Annotated in this window: 20 protein-coding genes; 16 read left to right on the top strand and 4 right to left on the bottom strand. The window is 65.8% G+C overall.

Features of this window, described 5'->3' with window-relative positions; genetic code table 11:
- Positions 1-234: 234 nt before the first annotated feature.
- The 5 genes from AC1MB9_RS11395 to AC1MB9_RS11375 all read left to right on the top strand — a co-directional run bounded on the left by AC1MB9_RS11395 (position 235) and on the right by AC1MB9_RS11375 (position 6322).
- Positions 235-1575 carry a D-arabinono-1,4-lactone oxidase gene (locus AC1MB9_RS11395; RefSeq protein WP_479962067.1) on the top strand — a complete coding sequence of 447 codons (1341 nt, stop codon included), beginning with the start codon at positions 235-237 and terminating at the stop codon, positions 1573-1575.
- 2 nt (positions 1576-1577) lie between these two features.
- Entirely contained in the window at positions 1578-3047 is a 1470-nt protein-coding gene (locus tag AC1MB9_RS11390; protein WP_479964631.1) for a glycoside hydrolase family 1 protein, read from the top strand.
- 242 nt (positions 3048-3289) lie between these two features.
- On the top strand, positions 3290-3856 hold the full coding sequence (locus tag AC1MB9_RS11385) for a LemA family protein (RefSeq protein WP_479962066.1): 567 nt from the start codon (positions 3290-3292) through the stop codon (positions 3854-3856).
- Between the two features lie 12 nt (positions 3857-3868).
- Positions 3869-4756, top strand: coding sequence for a M48 family metalloprotease (locus AC1MB9_RS11380; RefSeq protein WP_479962065.1), 888 nt, complete (start codon positions 3869-3871; stop codon positions 4754-4756).
- A gap of 72 nt (positions 4757-4828) precedes the next feature.
- Positions 4829-6322 (top strand): HNH endonuclease signature motif containing protein, encoded by a 1494-nt coding sequence (locus AC1MB9_RS11375; RefSeq protein WP_479962064.1) that lies wholly within the window; start codon positions 4829-4831, stop codon positions 6320-6322.
- An 8-nt stretch (positions 6323-6330) separates the two neighbouring features.
- Here AC1MB9_RS11375 and AC1MB9_RS11370 read toward each other — a convergent pair whose 3' ends face one another.
- Entirely contained in the window at positions 6331-7536 is a 1206-nt protein-coding gene (locus AC1MB9_RS11370; protein WP_479962063.1) for a winged helix-turn-helix domain-containing protein, read from the bottom strand.
- Positions 7537-7692: 156 nt separating this feature from the next.
- Here AC1MB9_RS11370 and AC1MB9_RS11365 point away from each other — a divergent pair, with 156 nt between their 5' ends.
- The 6 genes from AC1MB9_RS11365 to ilvA are packed head-to-tail and all read left to right on the top strand — an operon-like array spanning position 7693 to position 14093.
- Entirely contained in the window at positions 7693-8817 is a 1125-nt protein-coding gene (locus AC1MB9_RS11365; protein ID WP_479962062.1) for an ABC transporter substrate-binding protein, read from the top strand.
- A 49-nt stretch (positions 8818-8866) separates the two neighbouring features.
- Entirely contained in the window at positions 8867-9667 is an 801-nt protein-coding gene (locus tag AC1MB9_RS11360) for an ABC transporter permease (RefSeq protein WP_479962061.1), read from the top strand.
- Complete coding sequence (locus tag AC1MB9_RS11355) at positions 9664-10500, top strand: ABC transporter permease (RefSeq protein ID WP_479962060.1); 837 nt, start codon at positions 9664-9666, stop codon at positions 10498-10500. Before AC1MB9_RS11360 ends, AC1MB9_RS11355 begins: the two co-directional genes overlap by 4 nt.
- Positions 10497-11588 carry an ABC transporter ATP-binding protein gene (locus AC1MB9_RS11350; protein WP_479962059.1) on the top strand — a complete coding sequence of 364 codons (1092 nt, stop codon included), beginning with the start codon at positions 10497-10499 and terminating at the stop codon, positions 11586-11588. Before AC1MB9_RS11355 ends, AC1MB9_RS11350 begins: the two co-directional genes overlap by 4 nt.
- A 4-nt stretch (positions 11589-11592) precedes the next feature.
- Positions 11593-12855, top strand: a complete 1263-nt coding sequence (locus tag AC1MB9_RS11345; RefSeq protein WP_479962058.1) for an AI-2E family transporter — start codon at positions 11593-11595, stop codon at positions 12853-12855.
- Positions 12856-12857: 2 nt separating this feature from the next.
- The gene (ilvA, locus tag AC1MB9_RS11340; RefSeq protein WP_479962057.1) at positions 12858-14093 is read left to right on the top strand and encodes a threonine ammonia-lyase; all 1236 of its coding nucleotides are present in this window, start codon (positions 12858-12860) and stop codon (positions 14091-14093) included.
- An 82-nt stretch (positions 14094-14175) separates the two neighbouring features.
- Here the strand turns inward: ilvA and greA are convergent, their stop codons facing one another.
- Positions 14176-14664, bottom strand: coding sequence for a transcription elongation factor GreA (gene greA, locus AC1MB9_RS11335; RefSeq protein WP_479962056.1), 489 nt, complete (start codon positions 14662-14664; stop codon positions 14176-14178).
- 104 nt (positions 14665-14768) lie between these two features.
- On the bottom strand, positions 14769-15203 hold the full coding sequence (locus AC1MB9_RS11330; protein ID WP_479962055.1) for a DUF4307 domain-containing protein: 435 nt from the start codon (positions 15201-15203) through the stop codon (positions 14769-14771).
- Between the two features lie 69 nt (positions 15204-15272).
- Here AC1MB9_RS11330 and mca point away from each other — a divergent pair, with 69 nt between their 5' ends.
- Both mca and AC1MB9_RS11320 read left to right on the top strand, forming a co-directional pair.
- Entirely contained in the window at positions 15273-16139 is an 867-nt protein-coding gene (gene mca / locus AC1MB9_RS11325; protein WP_479962054.1) for a mycothiol conjugate amidase Mca, read from the top strand.
- Entirely contained in the window at positions 16136-16378 is a 243-nt protein-coding gene (locus AC1MB9_RS11320; RefSeq protein ID WP_479962053.1) for a hypothetical protein, read from the top strand. The genes mca and AC1MB9_RS11320 overlap by 4 nt, the downstream gene beginning before the upstream one ends.
- An 8-nt stretch (positions 16379-16386) precedes the next feature.
- Here the strand turns inward: AC1MB9_RS11320 and trhA are convergent, their stop codons facing one another.
- Positions 16387-17088 (bottom strand): PAQR family membrane homeostasis protein TrhA, encoded by a 702-nt coding sequence (trhA, locus tag AC1MB9_RS11315; protein WP_479962052.1) that lies wholly within the window; start codon positions 17086-17088, stop codon positions 16387-16389.
- 68 nt (positions 17089-17156) lie between these two features.
- Here trhA and AC1MB9_RS11310 point away from each other — a divergent pair, with 68 nt between their 5' ends.
- From AC1MB9_RS11310 to AC1MB9_RS11300, 3 genes are all read left to right on the top strand, one after another.
- Positions 17157-17942, top strand: coding sequence for an isoprenyl transferase (locus tag AC1MB9_RS11310; RefSeq protein ID WP_479962051.1), 786 nt, complete (start codon positions 17157-17159; stop codon positions 17940-17942).
- A gap of 57 nt (positions 17943-17999) precedes the next feature.
- Positions 18000-19121: an aminotransferase class V-fold PLP-dependent enzyme gene (locus AC1MB9_RS11305; RefSeq protein ID WP_479962050.1), complete on the top strand. Its 1122-nt coding sequence runs from the start codon at positions 18000-18002 to the stop codon at positions 19119-19121.
- A 203-nt stretch (positions 19122-19324) separates the two neighbouring features.
- Positions 19325-20671, top strand: a complete 1347-nt coding sequence (locus tag AC1MB9_RS11300; RefSeq protein ID WP_479962049.1) for a PhoH family protein — start codon at positions 19325-19327, stop codon at positions 20669-20671.
- The last annotated feature ends 116 nt before the right edge of the window (positions 20672-20787 follow it).

Genomic DNA, 20787 nt, shown 5'->3' with positions numbered 1-20787 from the left:
CGCGGAGGCGATAGGTTTGCATGAGGTCAGGGGTCCCACAACCCCATTTGACGAGGCGAAACGGCTAAAGTCAACCGGGACCCGCGCGTCGATGACGGTTCATGACGTGCCGGAGGGATGCATCGGCAAAGGCTACCGATGGACGGTTTTCGACCGGGGCCCAACAGGGTCGAATTCGGCCACCATGCCCCGCACCGGGGCCTACTGTGAGGCAACAAAGATGGAAGCTGCGCCGTGATCATACGAACCGCACCGTGGCGCAATTGGGGACGCACGGAGTCCGTGCGTCCCGTGCGGATGGAGCGCCCGGCGACGGTCGGCGCGGTGCAGCGCGCGGTGCTCGCCGCGGCCCGCGCCGGCCTGCGCGTCAAGGCGGTGGGTGCCGGGCACAGCTTCACGGGAATCGCGCTCGCCCCCGGCGTTCAGCTCGACCTGCACGACCTCGCGTTGCCGGCCGGGGTCACCGGGGGAGCGGCCAGGATAACCGTCGATGTCGAGACGTCCAGGGTCACCGTTGCCGCCGGGTTGTCCCTGCACCGGCTGGCCCGGTCGCTGGCCGCGCATGGGCTCGCCCTCACCAATCTCGGTGACATTGACACGCAGACCGTGGCCGGGGCCATCTCCACCGGAACACACGGGACGGGTGGTCGGTTCCGGGGGCTCGCCAGCCAGGTCGTCGCGCTCACCCTCGTGGTCGGCGACGGGACTGTGCTGCGCGTGAGCGAGACCGAAAACGCGCAGCTGCTCCCGGCGGCTCGGCTCGGCCTGGGCGCGCTCGGGATCATCACCGAGGTCACGCTGCAGTGTGTGCCGAGCTTTGTGCTGCACGCCGTGCAAAAAACCGAAAACCTCGACGGCGTACTGGAAACGTATCTGCAGCGCTCGGCATCCGGCGACCACTTCGAATTCTTCTGGTTTCCGCACACCCCGTTCGCATTGACCAAGACGAACACCCGCCGCGCCGAGGCGGCACCCGGCGCCGGCACGTCCCGGGTGTCGCGCTGGATTGACGACGAGCTGCTGGCCAACGGCCTCTACCGGGCCGTGTGCGATATCGGCACGGCCGTTCCGGCGCTCGTGCCACCCCTGGCGCGTCTCTCGGCACGTGCCACCGGCAACCGCGAATTCACGGATGCGTCGGCGCGGGTATTCGCGACTCGCCGCACGGTGCGCTTCCGCGAGCTCGAGTACGCCCTGCCGCGCGACCGCGTCCCCGACGCCCTGCGCGCGGTGCGGGCCCTCATCGACGCCAGGGGCTGGCGCATCTCGTTCCCGATCGAGGTGCGCTGCGCGGCCGCCGACGACCTGTGGCTGTCGACCGCCAGTGGGCGCGACACCGGTTACGTTTCGGTGCACCGCTACGTTCGCGAAGACCCGGAAGACTACTTTCGCGCCGTTGAGCAGATCATGCTGGGGCACGGCGGGCGCCCCCACTGGGGCAAATTGCATTATCAGGGCGTCGACGCGCTGCGGGACCGGTACCCGCACTTCGATGATTTTCTGGGCGTTCGTGACAGGCTCGACCCGGAGCGTCGCTTCACCAACAGCTATCTGGAAAGAGTCCTCGGCCCGTGAGTATGCAGTCTGCCCGCACCATCCGTTCCAAGCCACGCCCGACGGCCTCCGAAACCCGCGACTGGCCCCACCGCACGGCGGAGCTCGGTGACCTGCTGCCCGAGGGATTCGTCATGGGCGTCTCGACCACCGCCTTCCAGGTTGAGGGTGCGGCCCGCGACGGGGGGCGCGGTGACTCTGTCTGGGACACCTTCAGCGCGTCATCCGGTCGGATCCGAGACGGGTCCAACGCCTCCATCGCCGCCGACCATGTGGGCAGGCTCCCGGAAGATGCCACGCTGCTGCGAGAACTCGGCGTCGACGCGTACCGGTTCTCCCTGTCGTGGCCCAGGCTCCAGGCGGAGGGGCGCGGCGCGCTGAATCGCAAAGGGCTCGCGTTCTACGACCGCCTGCTCGACGAGCTTCTGGTCGGCGGCATCAGCCCCACCGTGACGCTGTCGCACTGGGACACCCCGACGGCGCTCCGCGGCGGCTGGTTGAACCGGGACACGGCCGGGCGTTTCGCGGACTACGCCCACGCCGTGGGAGAGGCGTTCGGCGATCGCGTCGACGCCTGGGTCACCCTCGACGACCCGGCGACCGTCATGCTGCAGGGCTACGCGCTCGGGACCGACGCGCCGGGACACGCGCTGCTCTTCGACGCCCTGCCCGCCGCCCACCACCAGTTGCTCGCCCACGGCCTTGCCGTGCAGGGCCTGCGGGCAGCGGATGTGCACGGCCGGATCGGCATCGCGAACGCCCACTCGCCGGTGGAATCGTTGACGGACCGAGACGAGGACCGTTCGTTCGCGGACCTGTACGACCTGCTGCACAACCGGATCTTCGCCGACCCCGTGCTTCTCGGACGCTACCCGGACCCGCTCGAGCCCTTCGCCGCGGAACTGCGCGGACTGCTGGAGGCCGATCCGGCCGACCTGGCCGTGATCCATCAGCCGCTCGACTTCTACGGCCTGAACTACGCCGGCCCGTCCCGCATTGCCGCCGGCACCGGGCGCGCGATCTTCGTCGACGACCCGGCACCTTTAGTGCCGGCCTTCCCCTTCCACCTCGCGCCGTTCCGCGAATTTCCGGTCACCGGTACCGGCGCGGTGAGCGCCCCGGAGTTCCTCGGGGTCGCCCTGGCCGAACTCGGCGCTCGCTACGGGGAGCTGCTGCCTCCCGTGGTCATCACCTCGCTCGGGGCGGGCTACGTCGACCGGTCGGATGCGCGCGGCGGCGTGCACGACCCGCTGCGCATCGACTACCTCGGCGAACACCTGCAGGCCGCCGTCAATGCCGTGCGGTCCACGGGCGCGGCGGCGGGCGTTCGACTCACCGGCTGCTTCGTGCGCTCGCTCCTTGACGGTTTCGAATGGTCGGCCGGGTATACCGAGAGGTTCGGCCTCGTGCATGTGTCCTTCACGGATGGCATGACGACGCGAACGCCGAAGGACTCCTACCGCTGGCTGCAGAAGGTCCTGGCCGCTCGCTAACGGTGTCGGCGTGGTCGACACGGCCGGGGACGCGCCGATCCTGCGGGACCGACAGGCCGCCGTGAGCGCCGTGGGTGCGGCCTCCCATTTAGCTTTGAGTCTGGTGAGAAGCGGAGGGGAGCCTCAGAAGTCTTGGTTAGTATGGTGCTGCATCGCGTGGAAACTCCGGCGACCCCACGGTCCCGCAACATTCGCGCACAACCAGAGTCCTTACTCGGCTCAAGATACAAGGAGACGCTGCCATGGAATGGCTCATCCCGGTCCTGATCGTCGTTGCCCTCGTTGCCATTGCCGGCATCTACCTCTGGGCAACGTACAACTCCCTCGTGACCCTCAAGGTGCGAGTCGACGAGGCCTGGAGCGACATCACCGTTCAGCTGAAGCGCCGAGCCGATCTCCTGCCCAACCTGATTGAAACGGTCAAGGGATACGCCGCTCATGAGAAGGGCGTTTTTGAGAGCGTGACGAAGGCGCGCGCCGAGACGCTGTCCGCGCAGGGCCCCGCCGACGCATCTGTGGCCGAGAACCACATGCAGTCCGCGCTGAAAAGCATCTTTGCCGTGGCTGAGGCCTACCCCCAGCTGCAGGCGAGCCAGAACTACCTGCAGCTGCAGGGCGAGCTGGTCGACACCGAGGACAAGATCCAGGCCTCGCGCCGGTTCTACAACGGTGGCGTGCGGGAATTCAACACCAAGATCCAGGTCTTCCCGAACCACATGTTTGCCCGCAACCTCGGTTTCTCCGAACGTGACTTCTTCGAGGTGGCCGACTCCGCAGCGATTGCGGAGCCGCCTCGCGTGCAGTTCTAGTCGGGAGCGCACATGTATAGCGCGATAGCGAAGAACAAACGCAACACCGTTTTCATCATGTTTTTTTTCTTCGCGATCATCGCGGGGCTGGGCTGGTTGGCGAACGCGGTGTACGGACCGCGAAACAGCTACGGCATTTTCATCGCTGTGGTCGTGATCGCCGGACTGTACGTGCTCATTCAGTACTACGCCGCCGGTCGTCAGGCCGTGGCGATGAGCGGTGGGGTCAAGCTCACGAGCAAGTCCGACAACGTCCGGCTGTGGCGCACGGTCGAGAACCTGTCGATCGCTACCGGCATGCCCATGCCGGAGATCTACATCATCAACGACCCGGCGCCGAACGCCTTCGCGACCGGACGCGACCCCCAACATGCGATCGTCGCCGCGACGACCGGTCTGCTCGAGATCATGGACGACTCGGAGCTGGAGGGCGTCATGGCTCATGAGATGGGCCACGTGCGCAACTACGACATTCGGGTGTCGATGGTGGTCTTCGGCCTCGTCGTGGCCATCGGGTTCATCTCCGATATGTTCCTGCGTATGGCCTTCTTCGGCCGGAGCAATAACAGCAACGGCAACCCCGTGGTCATGGTCTTCGGTCTGGTCGCCATGGTGGTGGCACCGCTCATCGCCACGATGGTGCAGCTCGCGGTTTCACGGCAGCGCGAATACCTCGCGGATGCGACGGGCGCCCTCACGACGAGGCACCCGGATGCCCTCGCCAGCGCGCTGAACAAGCTCGGCGAGTACAGTCGGCCGATGCGCAAGCAGAACACGTCGATGGCACACCTATGGATTGCGGATCCGCTCAAGCCGGGCGCGATGGCAAAACTGTTCGCCACGCACCCGCCGATCGCAGATCGGATCGAGCGCCTCACGACCATGGGTCGCAAGTTCTAGCAGAGCCGAGGGCGCCCTCAGCACGCGACCGGCCGTCGGCTGAATGTCGGTGGCTGCTGTCACACTTATTTCATGACAACCACCATCGAAGGTGTTTTCGTTGGTTTGACCGGGTCGCTGGCCCGATCGAACATAGCCGCGGCGTCATTCGCGGAGCTCTCCGACGATCAGTCGGAGACCACCCATCGGGCCATCGCCCGCCTCTCCCGCGAGGTCGCCAAATATTACGCACTGTCGGCGGCGAATGTCGCCGCCCGCTCCGACTGGCAGCTCGGCCGCGAGGGCCTTGCCCGGAAGAAGGGCTACCCCAGCGCAGAGGACTACCTCCAGTCCCTGGGCGGAGGCGGCGGCACTACGAAGGCGGATACTCGTCGTCTGATCGAGGCCGGCACCATGGCCACCGAAGCCGAAACCGCCCGGGCCCGGCAGGAGCAGGCCGACCGGCTGGCCCTCGCTCACCCGGACGCGCCGAGGGTGGAGGTGCACGTGCCATGGTTCGCGCCGCTCGGCACCGCGGTCACCGACGGAACCCTCAGCACTGAGTCCGCGACCGCGATCCGCCGGGGCCTCGGTGAACCGGCGATCGGGGTGACGGAGGAGATGCTCACCGACGCGGTTGTCAGCCTTATCGCCCAGTGCCGCACCGTGAACGCGGACCAGGCGGCGAAGGCGGCCCGGCAGTGCCGGGACTCCATTGATGCGGCCGGAGTCGCCTCCCGGGCCGACGCCATGCGCGCCCGCCAGTACCTGCGGGTGTGGGACAAGCCCGACGGCATGTTGCACGGCACCTTCGAACTGGACCCGGAGAACGGCGCCTACTTCACGGACTTCCTGCTGCAGACCACCGGACCCCGCACCGGCGGACCGAGGTTCGTGGAGAAGGGCGAGAAGGAACGCGCCAGGCGCATCATCGACGACCCGCGGTCCACGGACCAGATCGCCGCCGAGGCACTGATCGAGGTGATCAAGGTCGCCGCGGCCGCCGACCCCGGCACCCTCTTCGGCCGAATCCGCCCGTCGGTGAAGCTCGTCGTCACTGCAACAGGCACTCCAGCACCGACACCCTCGCGTGATATCTCGGGCGAACTGGTTCTGGCAGACGGGTTCATCGAAGGAACCCCGGACGCGGTCCCGACGACGACCATCGACCGGTCGATCTGCAACGCCGGTTTCATACCGGTGCTGTTCAGGCGGGACGGCACCGTGCTGGATGTAGGCAGGGAACAGCGCCTCTTTTCAGCTGAGCAACGCGCGGCCCTGGCACTTCGCGACGGCGGGTGTCTCTGGCCCGACTGTCACCGCCCGCCCAGCCACTGCGAAGCGCATCACCTGCACGGTTGGGCGGACGGCGGCGGACTCACCGACCTCGACGATGGCATCCTGCTCTGCGCCCGCGACCACCTCCGCCTGCACAACGACGGGTGGCAGATCACCCGCATCGGCACCGGTAGCGGCTTGGAGCACTGGTTGATCCCACCATTGGCCGCCGACCCGACCCGCACGCCCATCAGGCTGGCTGGCACATCAGCGCTCAAGCCGCGGTCGCCACTCCGGCTCCGCTCCTGAGAACGCGCTCACGCGCGCAGGGCGTGCGTGAGCGCGGGCGCGAGCGTTCCTCGGGGCGCGACCACAATGTCGCTCAGGTTCTGCCAGGCGGCGGCCTCGCGCAGAACCGGGGCCAGTCGTTCCGCGGTGTCGGCGGGCGCGCCGGGTTCGGTCCAGGCCGCCTGCACACGCAACACCCCGGCCTGGCGGTCGTTCTTGAGATCAACCCGCCCGACGATGGCCTCGTCGAGTAGAATCGGCAACGAGTAGTATCCGAAAACGCGCTTCGGTTCCGGGGTGTAGATCTCGATCCGGTAATGAAAGTCGAACATGCGCAGGGCTCGCGCTCGTTCCCAGACCACCGGGTCGAACGGGGAGAGCACCGTCGCCGCCTGGATTCGTCGGGGCAGTCGCGCGTCCCGATGGAGCCAGGCCGGCGCGGACTTCGTTCCCCATTCCGGTACCGCCACGGGCAGGAGCTCACCCGAATCCTCCAGCTCGTGGATGGCCTGCAGGGCGGGAGTCCCCTTCAATCGAAAGTAGTCGGCGAGGTCTTTGGCGGTGCCGATCCCGTGAGACCGCGCGGCCATGCCGATGAGCTCGCGGTGCGCATCCGCTTTCGTCACCGTTCGACCCAGCAATTCGGGGGAGTACACCTGCTCCGGGAGACCGTAGACCCGCTCGAACCGGTGGCGACCGGCCGCGGCGACATCGCCCCACCGAAACAGGGTTTCGAGACCGATCTTCACGTCTGACCAGCCCCACCACGGGCCGCTGCGCTTGTTCGCGTCGTGCTCCACGTCGCTTGCTCGCATTGGGCCGTTGGCGGCGAGTTCGGCGAGCAACCAGTCCAGCATGGGGCGGTGGGTGGCGGCCCAGGAGTCGGGTGTTTTTGCGGCGAGCGAACGGTACTGCTCCATGCGCCAGCGAAACAGGGGCCAGGTATCCAGCGGCAGGTACGACGCCTCGTGCGCCCAATACTCCGTGAGACGGGCGCCGGGGCCCGTCGTGAGCCGGTCAAGCTGTGCCTTGTCGTACGAGCCGAGCCGGCTGAACGCGGGCATGTAGTGGCTGCGCTCGAACACGTTGACGGAGTCGATCTGCAGCAGGCCGAGGCGGTTCACGAGTGCATGCAGCTGACGGATGCCCGGAGTCGTCGCCGTGGACCGAGCCCCGAAGCCTTGCGCCGCGAGGGCGACCCGGCGGGCGAGAGCGGCCGAAACTGTGTGCACCATCCTTCCGACACTAGCCGCACCGCGCTCGGGGAGCGTCGCTCGTCGTTAATCCGGCGTTCAGGCTGTCCGCCCTCGCAGGAAATCTTGTCTTCGTACTCTCTGGAAGGTCGCGGCGATACCCCGATGCGACCACGATCACATCGGAGGACCTTGACCATGAAACGCACGTTGACGGTTGCGCTGGCTGCCACGGCCGCGCTCACCCTCGCACTCTCCGCCTGCTCTAACACCCCCGCGCCCGCTCCCGGCGGCGTCGATGCAGCCACGGCGACGACTCTCACGGCGTTCGGTGACCCTGCGGGACTGGAAGCCGCCGCGAACGCCGAAGGCGCCCTCAACGTGATCGCGTTGCCCCGCGACTGGGCCAACTACGGGGCTGTCCTGGACCGCTTCACCGAGAAGTACCCGGAGATCACGATCAACGAGGCCGCGCCGGACGGTTCAAGCGCCGAGGAGATTCAGGCCGCCGACAACCTCAAGGGCCAGGACACCGCCCCGGACGTCTTCGACCTGGGCCTTGCGGTGGCGGTAGCCAGCACGGACCGGTTCGCGCCGTATCAGGTAGCCACATGGGCGGACATCCCCGATGCCCTCAAGGAGGCCAGCGGACTCTACGTGGGCGACTACGGCGGATACATGGCCGTTGGATACGACCCCGATGCGGTGCCCGCGCCCGAGCAGCTCTCCGACTTGCTCGGAAGCGATTACAAGGGAAAGGTCGCCATCAACGGCGACCCGACGCAGGCGGGAGCGGCCTTCGCTGCGACGGGACTCGCGAGCGTGCAAAACGGCGGTTCCGTCGACGACTTCCAGGCCGGAATCGACTTCTTCTCCGAGCTGAACGAGGCCGGCAACTTCCTCAAGGTCGACCCGACCCCGGCGACCATCGCATCGGGCGAGACACCGGTGGTCTTTGACTGGGACTACCTCAATGTGGGCTACGGCGCCTCGCTGCAGGGACAGCGCAACTGGAAGGTCGTCGTGTTCCCCGGCACGGGATACGCCGGATACTACAACCAGGCCATCAGCAAGGATGCCCCGCACCCGGCAGCGGCGCGCCTGTGGCAGGAGTTCCTGTACAGCGACGAGGCCCAGAACCTCTGGCTGGCGGGCGGGGCACGTCCGGCCAGGGCCGAAGCCATGGCAGCGGCCGGGACCATCGACGCCGCCCTCTTCAACGCCCTCCCGAAGACCCCGGAGACGACCGTCGTGCCGACCGAGGAGCAGAGCTCTTCGGCCGCGACCCTGCTCGGGGAACGGTGGGCGGCCGCTGTCCAGTAGGGTCCGTGGAACGGCAGCGGCCCTCGGGCTGCTGCCGTTCGCGGTATACGTGCTGCTCTTCCTGGGCCTGCCTACGCTGATCGCCCTCGGCACGGGCTTCGTCGACGCGGACGGGACCTTCACCCTGTCCACGGTGGCCGCGTTGGGCGACCCCGTGGTGTTGTCCACGTTCGCCAATTCCTTCTGGCTGTCCGCCCTGACGGCGGTGGTCGGGGCCGGCATAGGATCCATCGCCTGTTACTCCCTGCTGGGCGCACGGCCCGACGGACCGTTGCGCGTCATGGTCGACTCGCTGAGCGGCGTGCTGGCCCAGTTCGGCGGGGTGATGCTCGCCTTCGCGTTCGTAGCCACGATCGGCATCCAGGGCATGATCACCGTCTACCTTGAAGACACCGTGGGCGTTGACCTCTTTGCGAACGGGGTGTGGCTCTACGAGACGCCCGGCCTCATCCTCCCGTACATCTACTTTCAGGTTCCGCTCATGATCATCACCTTCCTGCCGGCGCTTCAGGCACTCAAACCGCAGTGGGCGGAGGCCAACGCCACGCTCGGCGGGGGAACACGGAGCTACTGGCTGCATGTCGCATTTCCCGTGCTGGCACCGTCCTTCTTCGGAAGCCTGCTGCTGCTCTTCGCCAACGCCTTCTCCTCGTACGCTACGGCCGCGGCCCTCGTCAGCCAGGGATCCCAAATCGTTCCGCTGCAGATTCGGGCCGCCCTGACCAGCGAGACGCTGCTGGGACGAGAGAATCTCGCCGGCACCCTGGCACTCGGGATGGTTCTGGTGATGACGCTCGTCATGAGTGCGTACTCGATATTGCAGTCGCGGGCATCGCGGTGGCAGCGATGAGCGGCAGACGACCACCGGCGCACGCCCCGTCTCGCCGCACCCGCACGGCGATTCTGACTGTGATCGGCGGCGCATTCGCCGTGCCCATCGTGGCGATGGTTGAATTCACCCTGCGCGCGGGGCTTGACGGCGGCCACGATCCAAGCCGATGGACCGCTCTGTTCCAGGGCATCCTGTCGGGCACCTACCGCCCCGTTCTCGTGGCCCTCGGCAATTCGGTCACCCTCGCGATCGGAACCGTTGCCCTCGTGCTCCTGCTCCTCGTGCCCACCATGCTGCTGGTGCATATCCGATTCGCCCGCTGGCGGCGAGTGCTTGAATTCATCTGCGTCCTGCCCATCAGCATCCCGGCGATCGTGCTGGTGGTGGGCCTGGCGCCCGTCTACGGGGGTGTCTCGCGGGTCCTTGGCAGCGGGGTGTGGACCCTTGCCTTCGCCTACGGCATCACCGTGCTGCCGTTCGCCTATCGGGCCATCCAATCGAACGTGGACGGCATCGACGTGAAGACGCTGAGCGAGGCCGCCCGAACGCTCGGAGCGAGCTGGCCGACAACGCTGCTCAGAGTCCTCGTTCCCAACCTGCGCCGGGGCATCCTCGCCGGTGCCTTCATCGCCGTCGCGGTGGTACTCGGCGAATTCACGATCGCATCACTCCTCAACCGTGTGAACCTGCAAACCGCCCTCGTGGTCGTCAGCAAGACGGATCCCTACACGGCCGTGATCCTGTCTCTGCTCGCGCTCGGAGTCGCGTTCATCCTCCTGCTGGTGATCGGTCGCCTCGGAACGGCGCCCCGCGTCCCACGAACCCCTCGTCTTCGGAAAGGCACCCCATGATCACCGCACCAGCTCTCGTCCGAACCACCCGGGCTGCGTCGGCCGGCACCGTCGTGGAATTCGCCGGTGTGCGGAAAGACTACGCGGGCCACCCGGCGCTGGCCGGTTTCGACCTCACGTTGCACGCCGGTGAGTTCGTCGCCCTGCTGGGCCCGAGCGGCAGCGGAAAAACCACCGCGCTGCGCGTGCTGGCGGGACTCGAATCCATTGACGGCGGCCGCATCACGATCAACGGCGACGATATGTCGTCGCTGCCCACCAACCGGCGCGATATGGGAATGGTCTTCCAGTCGTACTCGCTGTTCCCGCACCTGAACGCCGGCCAGAACGTGGAATTCGGGCTGCGCATGCGCAAAGTCAAGCCGGGGGAACGACGTGCGCGCGCCGAGGCTGCCCTTGACCTCGTGGGACTGCACGAGCACGCCACACGCTTCGCGCACGAACTTTCGGGCGGGCAGCAACAACGCGTCGCCCTGGCCAGGGCGCTCGTGACGGAACCCCGCGTGCTGCTCCTCGATGAACCGCTGTCGGCCCTGGACGCAAAGGTTCGCGTACAGCTGCGCGAAGAGATCCGGCGCATCCAGACCACCCTGGGCATCACCACCCTGTTCGTGACCCACGACCAGGACGAGGCCCTCGCGGTGGCTGATCGCGTCGCGGTGATGCGTTCCGGAACCATCGAGCAGGTGGGTACGCCCGAGGAACTCTACGGGCGGCCGTCGAGCCCGTTCGTGGCGGATTTCGTGGGACTCAGCAACCGCCTCGCCGGCATGGTGCGGCACGGCTTCGCGGAGGTCTTCGGGGTGCAACTGCCACTGCTGGATCCCGCGACCGCCGACGGGGCGGTGACCGTATCGGTGCGCCCCGAAGATGTGGAATTTGCCGACGCCGGCCTGGACGGTGTCGTGCAGAGCTCGAGTTTTCTCGGCTCGCTGCGGCGCACCACCGTGCGGCTGGGGGACAATTCGACGGTGTTCCTGCAGCATGCCGCACGCATCCGGCCGGTCGCGGGGGAGCGGGTTTCTCTCAGGTTGACCGGGGCTCCCGTGTCGGTCGAGGCCCGCGCGCCGCAGGCGGTCCTAGAATAATCGGGTGACGGAATCTTCGGGCAAGTCGAACACGGGCAGACGCCTCGTCACGCGCGCGCGTGCCGAGCCGGATGTTCCGCTCCAGCCGGTGCAGCGGACATCCGCTGACGGGGTCGACGACAACATCCCATCTGGAGTGCGTTTGGCAGGGGCCTGGTCGTGGCGCCTGCTGGTCATCGCCGCCGCGATCGCGGTGCTGATCTTCCTCATTATTCAACTTCGACTGATCGTCATCCCGCTCCTCGTGGCGGTACTGATTTCGGCGCTGCTGGTGCCCGTTGTCACCTTCCTGGTGCGACACCGCTGGCCGAAGGCGCTCGCCGTCTCCACGGCCATGATCGGCACACTCGTGATCGTCGGTGGACTGATCGCCCTCGCCACGACCGTGATCGCCGAGGGGACCGGCGACCTTACCGTCCGGCTCAGCGAGTCCTATACCAATTTCAAGGCATTCCTGTCGGCCCCGCCGTTCAATCTCAGCGAAACCGACATCAACACGTACCTGCAGCAGGGACTGACCGCCCTGCAGAACGATAGCCAGGTGTTCATCAGCGGTGCACTGTCGGTGGGAACCACCCTCGGACATCTGCTCACCGGCGTGCTGCTCACACTCTTCAGCCTGGTTTTCATCCTGATCGACGGCAAAACCATTTGGGCGTGGCTTGTGCGCCTCTTCCCCAAACGCGCGCAGGTTGCCGTGAATGGTGCCGGCATTGCCGGCTGGACCACCCTCGGAAATTTTGCGAAGGTACAGATTCTCGTGGCCTCGATCGACGCCGTCGGCATCGGGCTCGGCGCCGCTCTGTTGGGCGTCCCCCTGGCCGTGCCGATCGGCATCCTGGTTTTTCTCGGATCCTTCATTCCGATCGTCGGCGCGGTGGCGACCGGATTCGTCGCCGTTTTCATCGCCTTGATCTTCAACAACTGGGTGACCGCCCTGCTCATGCTCGGCGTTGTGCTGCTGGTGCAGCAGGTTGAAGGCCACATCCTGCAGCCGCTCATCATGGGAACAGCGGTCAAGGTGCATCCGCTCGGTGTCGTGCTGGTCGTGGCCGCCGGCGCGCTGCTGGCCGGTATTCCTGGGGCGCTCTTCGCGGTGCCGATCGCCGCCGTGCTCAACGTCATGACCTCCTACCTGTCCGGCGGGAGTTGGCGTCACGGGACGGAGTCAACCGCGGCCACAACGAGTTCCACTCTCTGGCGCACCGTTCCCCGACGGCCCGGATACCGGCAGCGCTCGATCCAGATCAACCACGGAAAGAACTGAAAATGACAGAACTCACCACTGCCGGACCGAGCCTGGCCGACTTTGAGGCCGCACGACTCGTTGTGTCCCGGGTGGCCGATGTGACCCCGATGGAAAGCTCACGCTACCTCGCGGACCAGCTCGGTGCACCCGTGCACCTCAAGTGCGAAAACCTGCAACGCACCGGGTCATACAAAATCCGGGGTGCCTACAACAGGCTGTCCAAGCTCACCGCCGAGGAACGCGCGCACGGCGTCGTCGCCGCCTCGGCGGGCAACCACGCACAGGGTGTCGCCTTCGCGGCTCGAGAGCTCGGCATCAAGGCGACAATCTTCATGCCCGTCGGTGTTGCCCTGCCCAAGCTTCAGGCGACGCAGGCGTATGGCGCCGACGTCATCCTGCGCGGCCATACCGTCGCGGAACCGCTGCTCGCGGCCGCCGAGTACGCGCGCGAGACGGGCGCCATCCTGATTCCGCCGTTTGACCACGCGGATGTCATCGCCGGCCAGGGCACCCTGGGACTTGAGATTCTGGATCAAGTGCCCGACCTGGAGACCGTGGTGGTGCCTATCGGTGGTGGGGGACTCATCTCCGGGGTGGCGAGTGCCGTGAAGCAGGCCGCCGCCCGCGACGGCCGTCGCATTCGGGTGATCGGCGTTCAGGCGGAGAATGCGGCCGCGTATCCGCCGTCCCTGGCCGCGGGCGAGCCCGTCGTGATCACCATCCTGCCAACCATCGCCGACGGTATCGCCGTGGCCAAGCCGGGAATGCTCAACTTCGACATTATTCGCGACGTCGTCGACGAGATCGTAACCGTGAGCGAGGACGACACCGCACGCGCGCTGCTCGTGCTGCTGGAGCGCGCCAAACTAGTGGTCGAGCCCGCGGGAGCCGTGGCCGTGGCGGCGATCCTGGCCGGCAAGATCACGCCCGCCGGCCCGACCGTCGCCATCCTCTCGGGCGGCAACATCGACCCGCTCCTGATGCAGCGTGTCATCAGCCATGGGCTCGCCGCATCGGGCCGATACCTCACCCTGCGCATTATGCTGCCCGATCGCCCCGGACAACTGGCACGGGTATCCGAAGTCCTGGCACAGGTGCACGCGAACGTCATCGAGGTGCTGCACACTCGCCACGGTGTTGGGCTGCAGATCACCGAGGTGGAGCTCGACGTGAGCGTGGAGACCCGCGGACCGGAACACCGTGAAGAGGTCGTCGACGCGCTGCGCGCGGCAGGCTTTTCCCCGCAGATCGACTGACCTGCGGCTCGCCCGTTAACGACAGCGGCCGTTCGAATCTGATCAGATTCGAACGGCCGCTGTCTTGTGGGCAATGCGGCAGTTAGCCGCTGAAAGTCTCCACGTTGAAGATCTCAACGGAAATCTTTTTGCCGCTCGGGGTGTCGTAGCTCGTCTTGCCGCCGACCGCGAGGCCGAGGATGGCCGCGCCGAGGGGGCTCTGCTCGCTGAACACGTCGAGATCGCTGCTTCCGCCGATTTCGCGACTCCCGATGAGGAAACGGCTCGACTCGCCGGCGATCGTGGCCGTGATGACGGTGCCGGGAACAACCACGCCGGTGCTTTCGGGAGCGTGTCCGACTTCGGCGTGACGCAGCAGCACGGTGAGGGTGCGAATTCGCGCCTCCATCTTGCCCTGCTCCTCCTTCGCGGCGTGGTAACCGGCGTTCTCCTTGAGGTCGCCCTCTTCCCGCGCGGACTCGATCTTCTTCGCGATGTCATCGCGCCCGAGGGTGCTGAGGTCAGCCAGTTCCGTAGCCAGACGGTCGTGTGCTTCCTGCGTTAGCCAGGTGACCGTTGTGTCGGTAGTCACGGTTCATCTCCTTCATTGAGCTCGGCTGCACGTCACCCAACCATGAGTTGTGAGGTGCGCAGATATAGGCTTCGCCCCAACTCAGTCGGGGCGAATATCCCATTTTAGGTCAGCCAACACTTGTAAATCAAACCAGTGTTGCTCAGGTCGGTTGTGCGCAGGACCTGGGTGAATGAGCGCGTGTACAGCGTGGATGGCGGCAGGTCGACGACCTTCCATCCCACGACGGTGAACGATTCGTTGAGGGCCTGCACGGCGCAGCTCGCCGCGGAATTGACCGGCATGGACACCTCAAAGGTGACGCTCACGCTGTGCTCGTCGATGATGGTGTGGCGGGTGTCGCGGGCCTCAATTTTCTCGGAGGCGCCGTCGAGACCGGTCCAGACGACCCAGGCGATCAGGACAACGGCAAAGACTCCGCCGAGGCCCCAGAGCAACCGCTTGTCTCGGCTGCGCGTGGCACGGGTGCGACCGTATCGGCTCTCCAGGACGGAGTTCGCGGGCTCCGTTGTGGCTGACGTTGCCGGCTTAGCGGACACTGGCGATTTCACACTCCCGGATCAACGATTAGGCTTAGAACCTAAGGTTATCCGGCATTCCTGAGGAGTATGGTGACGCTACGACTTTTGGCAGTGCACGCGCATCCCGACGACGAGTCGAGTAAGGGCGCCGCGACGTACGCCCATTACACGAGCCTGGGCGCCGAGGTGCTCGTGGTGAGTTGCACCGGCGGTGAGCGCGGAAGCATTCTGAACCCGGCCGTGGTCGGCAACGCCATGGCCGAACGTGATCTTCCCGGACTGCGGCGTCTGGAAATGCGCCAGGCGCAGGAACACCTGGGCGTGCAGCACCGCTGGCTGGGTTTCGAGGATTCCGGAATGAACGACGATGGGTCCGTTCCGGCAAGCTCATTCGCGGGAATCCCGATCGAGTACGAGACCGAACCGCTCGTGAAAATCATCCGGGAATTTCGGCCGCAGGTCCTTGTCACCTACGACGAAAAGGGCGGCTATCCGCACCCCGATCACATTCGCTGCCACGAGGTGTCGATTGCCGCGTACCGTGCGGCCGCTGACCCCGACCGATTCCCGGATTCGGGTGAGGCGTGGCAGATCGACAAGCTCTACTACGACCGAATTTTCAACCTTGAACGCGTCGATGCGATGTACCTCGAGTTGAGCGTTGCCGAACCGGACTCTCCGCTGCTCGAGCCACTCGGTGCTGCGCGTGAGTGGATGAAGGACTATCCCAAACTGGCGACGACCCACGTGCCGATCGGTGAATTCCTCGAAGTCAGGGACGCCGCGCTCTTGTCGCATACGAGCCAGGTGTCGCCGGAGAGCAGCTTCTTCTTCTGGCCCAATGAACTGGTTCGCAAGGCCTGGCCCTATGAAGACTTCCAACTCATTGAATCGAAAGTGGAAACCGCTATGCCTGAATCCGACCTGTTCGCCGGCGTGGAGCGCACGACGTGAACCCGGTAGCTCTGCACCTGGGTTGGCTCCTCGCAACCCCCACACCCCTTGAGGTCGACCCGAACACGGTGACCCCCGGTGTCGTGGGATTCTTCGCGATCGCGCTGGTGGCCGTTGCCACGATTTTTCTCGGGATGGACATGGTGCGCCGCATCCGTCGTACGACGTATCGGGAGGAGATCAAGGCCCGCCTGGCCGCCGAGATAGCGGAGCGGGACGCCACCACCAAGCCCGAATAGGGCGTCATCTACGGGTACAGCGGGTGCACGGCGATCATGGTTATCGCCACGAAGTGGCACAGGAAAGCCACGACCGTGAGGGTGTGGAAGATCTCGTGGAAGCCGAACACCCCCGGGATCGGATTGGGCTTCTTGAGGGCGTAGATGACGGCACCCACCGTGTAGCAGAGGCCACCGACGAGGATGAGCGTCATCATGGCCGCGTTGGCCGTGAAGAAATCCGCGATGAAGATCAGCGCGCCGTAGCCCAGGAGCAGGTACAACGGAACGTACAGCCACCGCGGCGCGTGGATCCAGAAGACGCGGAAGGCGATGCCCAGGACGGCACCGGTCCACACGATCGTGAGCAGCAGGGTTGACTTCTCGGGTGCCAACGCCAACACCGTGATCGGCGTGTACGAGCCGGCGATCAGGAGAAAAATGTTCGCGTGATCAATGCGTTTGAGTACGATCCGGGTGAGCGGCTTCCAGTTGAACCGGTGATACAACGCTGAATTGCCGAAGAGCAGCATGGAACTGAGCACGAAAACGGCGGAACTCCACTTGGCGGCCGGTCCATTGGCAATGATCAGCAGAACAATGCCGGCAGCGATGGTCACCGGGAATGTGCCGGCATGGATCCACCCGCGCCAGGTGGGCTTGACGTCTTCGGGATGAGCATCCGCGGCGTCCATGAGCGGCAAATTGGGGATGTCGTGCTCGAGTGCCATAGTCCCAGACTACGACAGGCGCCCCGGTCATTGCCGAGAAACCGCTCGGATAGGACTAGCGTGACTGTGTGCAGAAACGCCAGCCTCCCTCGTTCCGTGGACTCCTTTATCGGTTGTACCAGCGTCGACTCCGGCGCGGGCTCACCCCGGACCAGATGCCCCGCCACGTCGCCATGATCATTGACGGCAATCGCCGCTGGGCCAAGCAACTCGGCTTCGACTCGGCGGCCCATGGCCATCGCGCCGGTGCCGCGAAAATGCGCGAATTCCTCGAGTGGTGCGATGACCTCGGCATCTCGGTCGTCACGTTGTACCTGTTGTCTTCCGACAACCTCACGCAACGGCCGAGCGACGAACTCGCCGACCTGATCGAAATCATCGCAGAGCTCGCCGAGGAGCTCTCCCACTACCGCAACTGGCGCGTTCAGCAGGTTGGGTCCCAAGTGGGGCTGCCCGAGCCGCTCACGGCCGCCCTGGACGCCGCGCAGGCCCGTACGGCGGGCAAGAAGGGGCTGCACATCAATCTCGCTGTCGGGTACGGAGGGCGAACGGAGATCACCGACGCGATGCGCAGCATCGTCGAGACGCACCACGCCCACGGCGGCACTCTGGAAGACCTGGCGGAGACACTGACGCCGGAGCTGATCGGTCAGCACCTGTACACGACCGGCCAGCCAGATCCCGACCTGGTGATCCGTACCTCAGGAGAGCAGCGACTCAGCGACTTCCTGCTCTGGCAGAGCGCGCACAGCGAGTTCTACTTCGTGGAGGCCCTCGGTCCTGACCTGCGCCAGGTCGATTTTCTGCGGGCACTGCGTGACTTCGCGAAACGGCACCGTCGCTTCGGCGGCTGACGCCGCTCGTTTCCGTAGCCGGCCCGTCTCGCTGGGCCCCGATCGAAAGGTGTGTGCATGAGCGCTCTCACTCGATTCACTGACGGTTTCACCGAAGAACCCGGATACCTGGACTATGCCCGCGTCGGTCCCGTCTCCGCTGCCGTCGCCGCGGAAATGCATGGGCAGACCGAGGTGCTTGCGCGCGCCCGGCATGGCAGCCTCGATCATCTTCTGGACCAGGACAGGTTGGCACGTGAGGCCGTGGCCCGCACGACCGGGTTTCGCCCGGACCAGGTTGCCCTGCAACCCCACACATCGGCGGGGCTGATGCACGCGATGTTCGGACTCACCGGGGGCGTGCTGCTGTCGCCGGGCGATTACCCCAGTGTTCCCTTCGCTGCGGTGCGAGCCGCCGAGGCACTGCACGTGGTGTCTCCGGTCTGGCTGGAGACCCAGGGCGCACGGGTGACGCCGGGCCGGATCAAGGCCCAGCTCACTCCTGCGATCGCCGCCGTCGCGGTCTCTCTCGTGGACCCGCGCACCGGGCACCTTGTCGACCTCGAAGGCATCCGGCAGGTCATCGGTGACCGGTTGCTGTTCGTCGATGCCATCCAGGGCTTTGGTGTGGTCGACGCGCCCTTCGAGGTCGCGGATGTCGTCGCCTCCGGCGGTCAGAAATGGACCAGGGCCGGGTGGGGGACCGGTTTTCTCGCCATGAGCGACCGTGCCGTCGATCGGCTGGTGCCGGTGTTCTCCGGACATGTGGGGACGGACGTGGAGGAGCCCTGGGACGAAGTCACCCCACCGAGCGCGGGCGCGCGGGCCTTTCGCGTGGGGCGCGGCGACCCGATCGCGGAGGCACGATTTGCGACCGCGCTCGGCGAACTGGAACCCGTCGGAGTGGCCGGGATCGCCGCCGCCGTTACCGCGAATGTCACGCAGGTCATCGACATCGCGGACGAGTTCGCCATTCCTGTCGTCTCGCCGCGCGACGAGCGCGAACGGGCCGGCATCGTGGTGATCGAACCACCGACGGAGCAGCTGACCCTGCTGCAGGCCAGCCTGCGCAACCATGGTGTGACCGTGACGGCTCGCGGCGGAACCATCAGACTCAGTGTGCACGCGGCCCTGCACGGCGACACGCTCGACATGCTTCGCGGCGCATTCACGTCGTATTCGACCGCCGCTACGTACTGACACTTGGCCGCAGTGGCCGCCGCACACGTGAACGTCTGGTTTCGAAATGGCGTGTCCTATTCCTTTTCTGCCCTGAGGCCCGTACGGTCAGTTTCATCAGGCATGAGGCCTGATCGAGACGGCCACCCGCACGGCTCGACAAATGCTTGTGGCCGCTCGCCAAGTTAAGATCGCGTCCAGTTAGGCGCATGGTGGGAGTGGTCATGATCGCTAATCGAACCGAGTTCCAGTCTTCTGACCGAGTGGCAAGCACAACCGAGCAATCCGAGCGCACCTTTGTGCTGGATACGTCGGTTCTGCTGAGTGATCCGAAGGCGATCTTCCGTTTTGCCGAGCACGCCGTTGTCCTTCCCGTCGTGGTCATCTCCGAGCTTGAATCCAAACGCCATGACCCGGAAATCGGGTATTTCGCCAGGCAGGCCCTGCGCAACCTCGACGACCTGCGGCTGAAGCACGAACGGTTAGATTTTCCGATCCCCGTCGGAGACGGCGGAACCCTTCGGGTTGAACTGAACCACTCGAACATGTCGATCCTTCCCTCCGGCATGCAACTCGGGGACAACGATTCGCGCATCCTGGCCGTGGCCCTCAACCTCGCCAAGGAGGGAGTCTCCGTCACCGTGGTGTCGAAGGATCTTCCCCTACGCGTCAAGGCCGCCTCCCTCGGCCTCGCCGCGGACGAGTACCGTCACGAACTCGCAGTGGACTCCGGCTGGACCGGCATGGACGAGATCACGCTCGGCTCGAACCAGATCAGTGAACTGTATGAGAAAGAGTCGCTGCAGACGCGGCTCGTGCAGGATATGCCAATCAACACCGGTCTTGTCATCCACTCCGATCGGGGCTCCGCCCTCGGACGCGTCACAGGCAAGGGAGAACTGAAACTCGTACGCGGCGACCGGGAACTGTTCGGTTTGCACGGCCGTTCGGCCGAGCAGCGTCTGGCCATCGACCTGCTCCTCGACCCGGAGATCGGGATTCTCTCCCTCGGCGGCCGCGCCGGCACGGGCAAGAGCGCCCTCGCCCTCTGCGCCGGGCTGGAGGCGGTGCTGGAGCGGCAGCAATACCGCAAGATCATGGTCTTTCGGCCGTTGTACGCCGTGGGCGGGCAGGAACTCGGGTTTCTGCCGGGTGATCAGAGCGAGAAGATGGGTCCCTGGGGACAGGCTGTCTTTGACACGCTCGGAGCGCTCGTGTCAGAGAATGTGCTGGAGGAGGTGATGGAACGCGGAATCCTGGAGGTTCTCCCGCTCACCCACATTCGAGGTCGATCGCTGCATGACGCGTTCGTGATCGTCGACGAGGCGCAGTCCCTCGAGCGCAACGTGCTCCTCACCGTACTCAGCCGGATCGGGCAGAATTCCCGCGTCGTTCTCACCCACGACGTCGCCCAGCGGGACAACCTGCGCGTGGGTCGATTCGACGGCGTGGCGTCCGTGATCGAGACGCTCAAGGGGCATCCGCTCTTCGCTCACATGACACTGACGCGCTCGGAACGCAGCGCCATTGCGGCGCTGGTGACGGAGATGCTCGAAGGGAACGAGGTCTAGGCGGCCCCGCCGGGGCGGCGAATCGCCCGCTCCTCAGCTCAGACAATGACACAACTCAGGCCCTCCCCGAAAATGCGCTCGGGAAGGGCCTGAGTTGTGTCATAACTCGACACCCC

Source organism: Cryobacterium sp. AP27 (assembly GCF_056680495.1).
This window is presented reverse-complemented; position numbering and strand designations above follow the sequence as displayed.

What these genes read in the sequence shown, in the direction of transcription:
- AC1MB9_RS11390 (WP_479964631.1), top strand. Translation starts at nt 1,578, where the DNA reads ATGCAGTCTGCCCGCACCATCCGTTCCAAGCCACGCCCGACGGCCTCC.
- AC1MB9_RS11385 (WP_479962066.1), top strand. Translation starts at nt 3,290, where the DNA reads ATGGAATGGCTCATCCCGGTCCTGATCGTCGTTGCCCTCGTTGCCATT.
- AC1MB9_RS11380 (WP_479962065.1), top strand. Translation starts at nt 3,869, where the DNA reads ATGTATAGCGCGATAGCGAAGAACAAACGCAACACCGTTTTCATCATG.
- AC1MB9_RS11375 (WP_479962064.1), top strand. Translation starts at nt 4,829, where the DNA reads ATGACAACCACCATCGAAGGTGTTTTCGTTGGTTTGACCGGGTCGCTG.
- AC1MB9_RS11370 (WP_479962063.1), bottom strand. Translation starts at nt 7,536, where the DNA reads ATGGTGCACACAGTTTCGGCCGCTCTCGCCCGCCGGGTCGCCCTCGCG.
- AC1MB9_RS11365 (WP_479962062.1), top strand. Translation starts at nt 7,693, where the DNA reads ATGAAACGCACGTTGACGGTTGCGCTGGCTGCCACGGCCGCGCTCACC.
- AC1MB9_RS11355 (WP_479962060.1), top strand. Translation starts at nt 9,664, where the DNA reads ATGAGCGGCAGACGACCACCGGCGCACGCCCCGTCTCGCCGCACCCGC.
- AC1MB9_RS11350 (WP_479962059.1), top strand. Translation starts at nt 10,497, where the DNA reads ATGATCACCGCACCAGCTCTCGTCCGAACCACCCGGGCTGCGTCGGCC.
- ilvA (WP_479962057.1), top strand. Translation starts at nt 12,858, where the DNA reads ATGACAGAACTCACCACTGCCGGACCGAGCCTGGCCGACTTTGAGGCC.
- mca (WP_479962054.1), top strand. Translation starts at nt 15,273, where the DNA reads ATGGTGACGCTACGACTTTTGGCAGTGCACGCGCATCCCGACGACGAG.
- trhA (WP_479962052.1), bottom strand. Translation starts at nt 17,088, where the DNA reads ATGGCACTCGAGCACGACATCCCCAATTTGCCGCTCATGGACGCCGCG.
- AC1MB9_RS11305 (WP_479962050.1), top strand. Translation starts at nt 18,000, where the DNA reads ATGAGCGCTCTCACTCGATTCACTGACGGTTTCACCGAAGAACCCGGA.
- AC1MB9_RS11300 (WP_479962049.1), top strand. Translation starts at nt 19,325, where the DNA reads ATGATCGCTAATCGAACCGAGTTCCAGTCTTCTGACCGAGTGGCAAGC.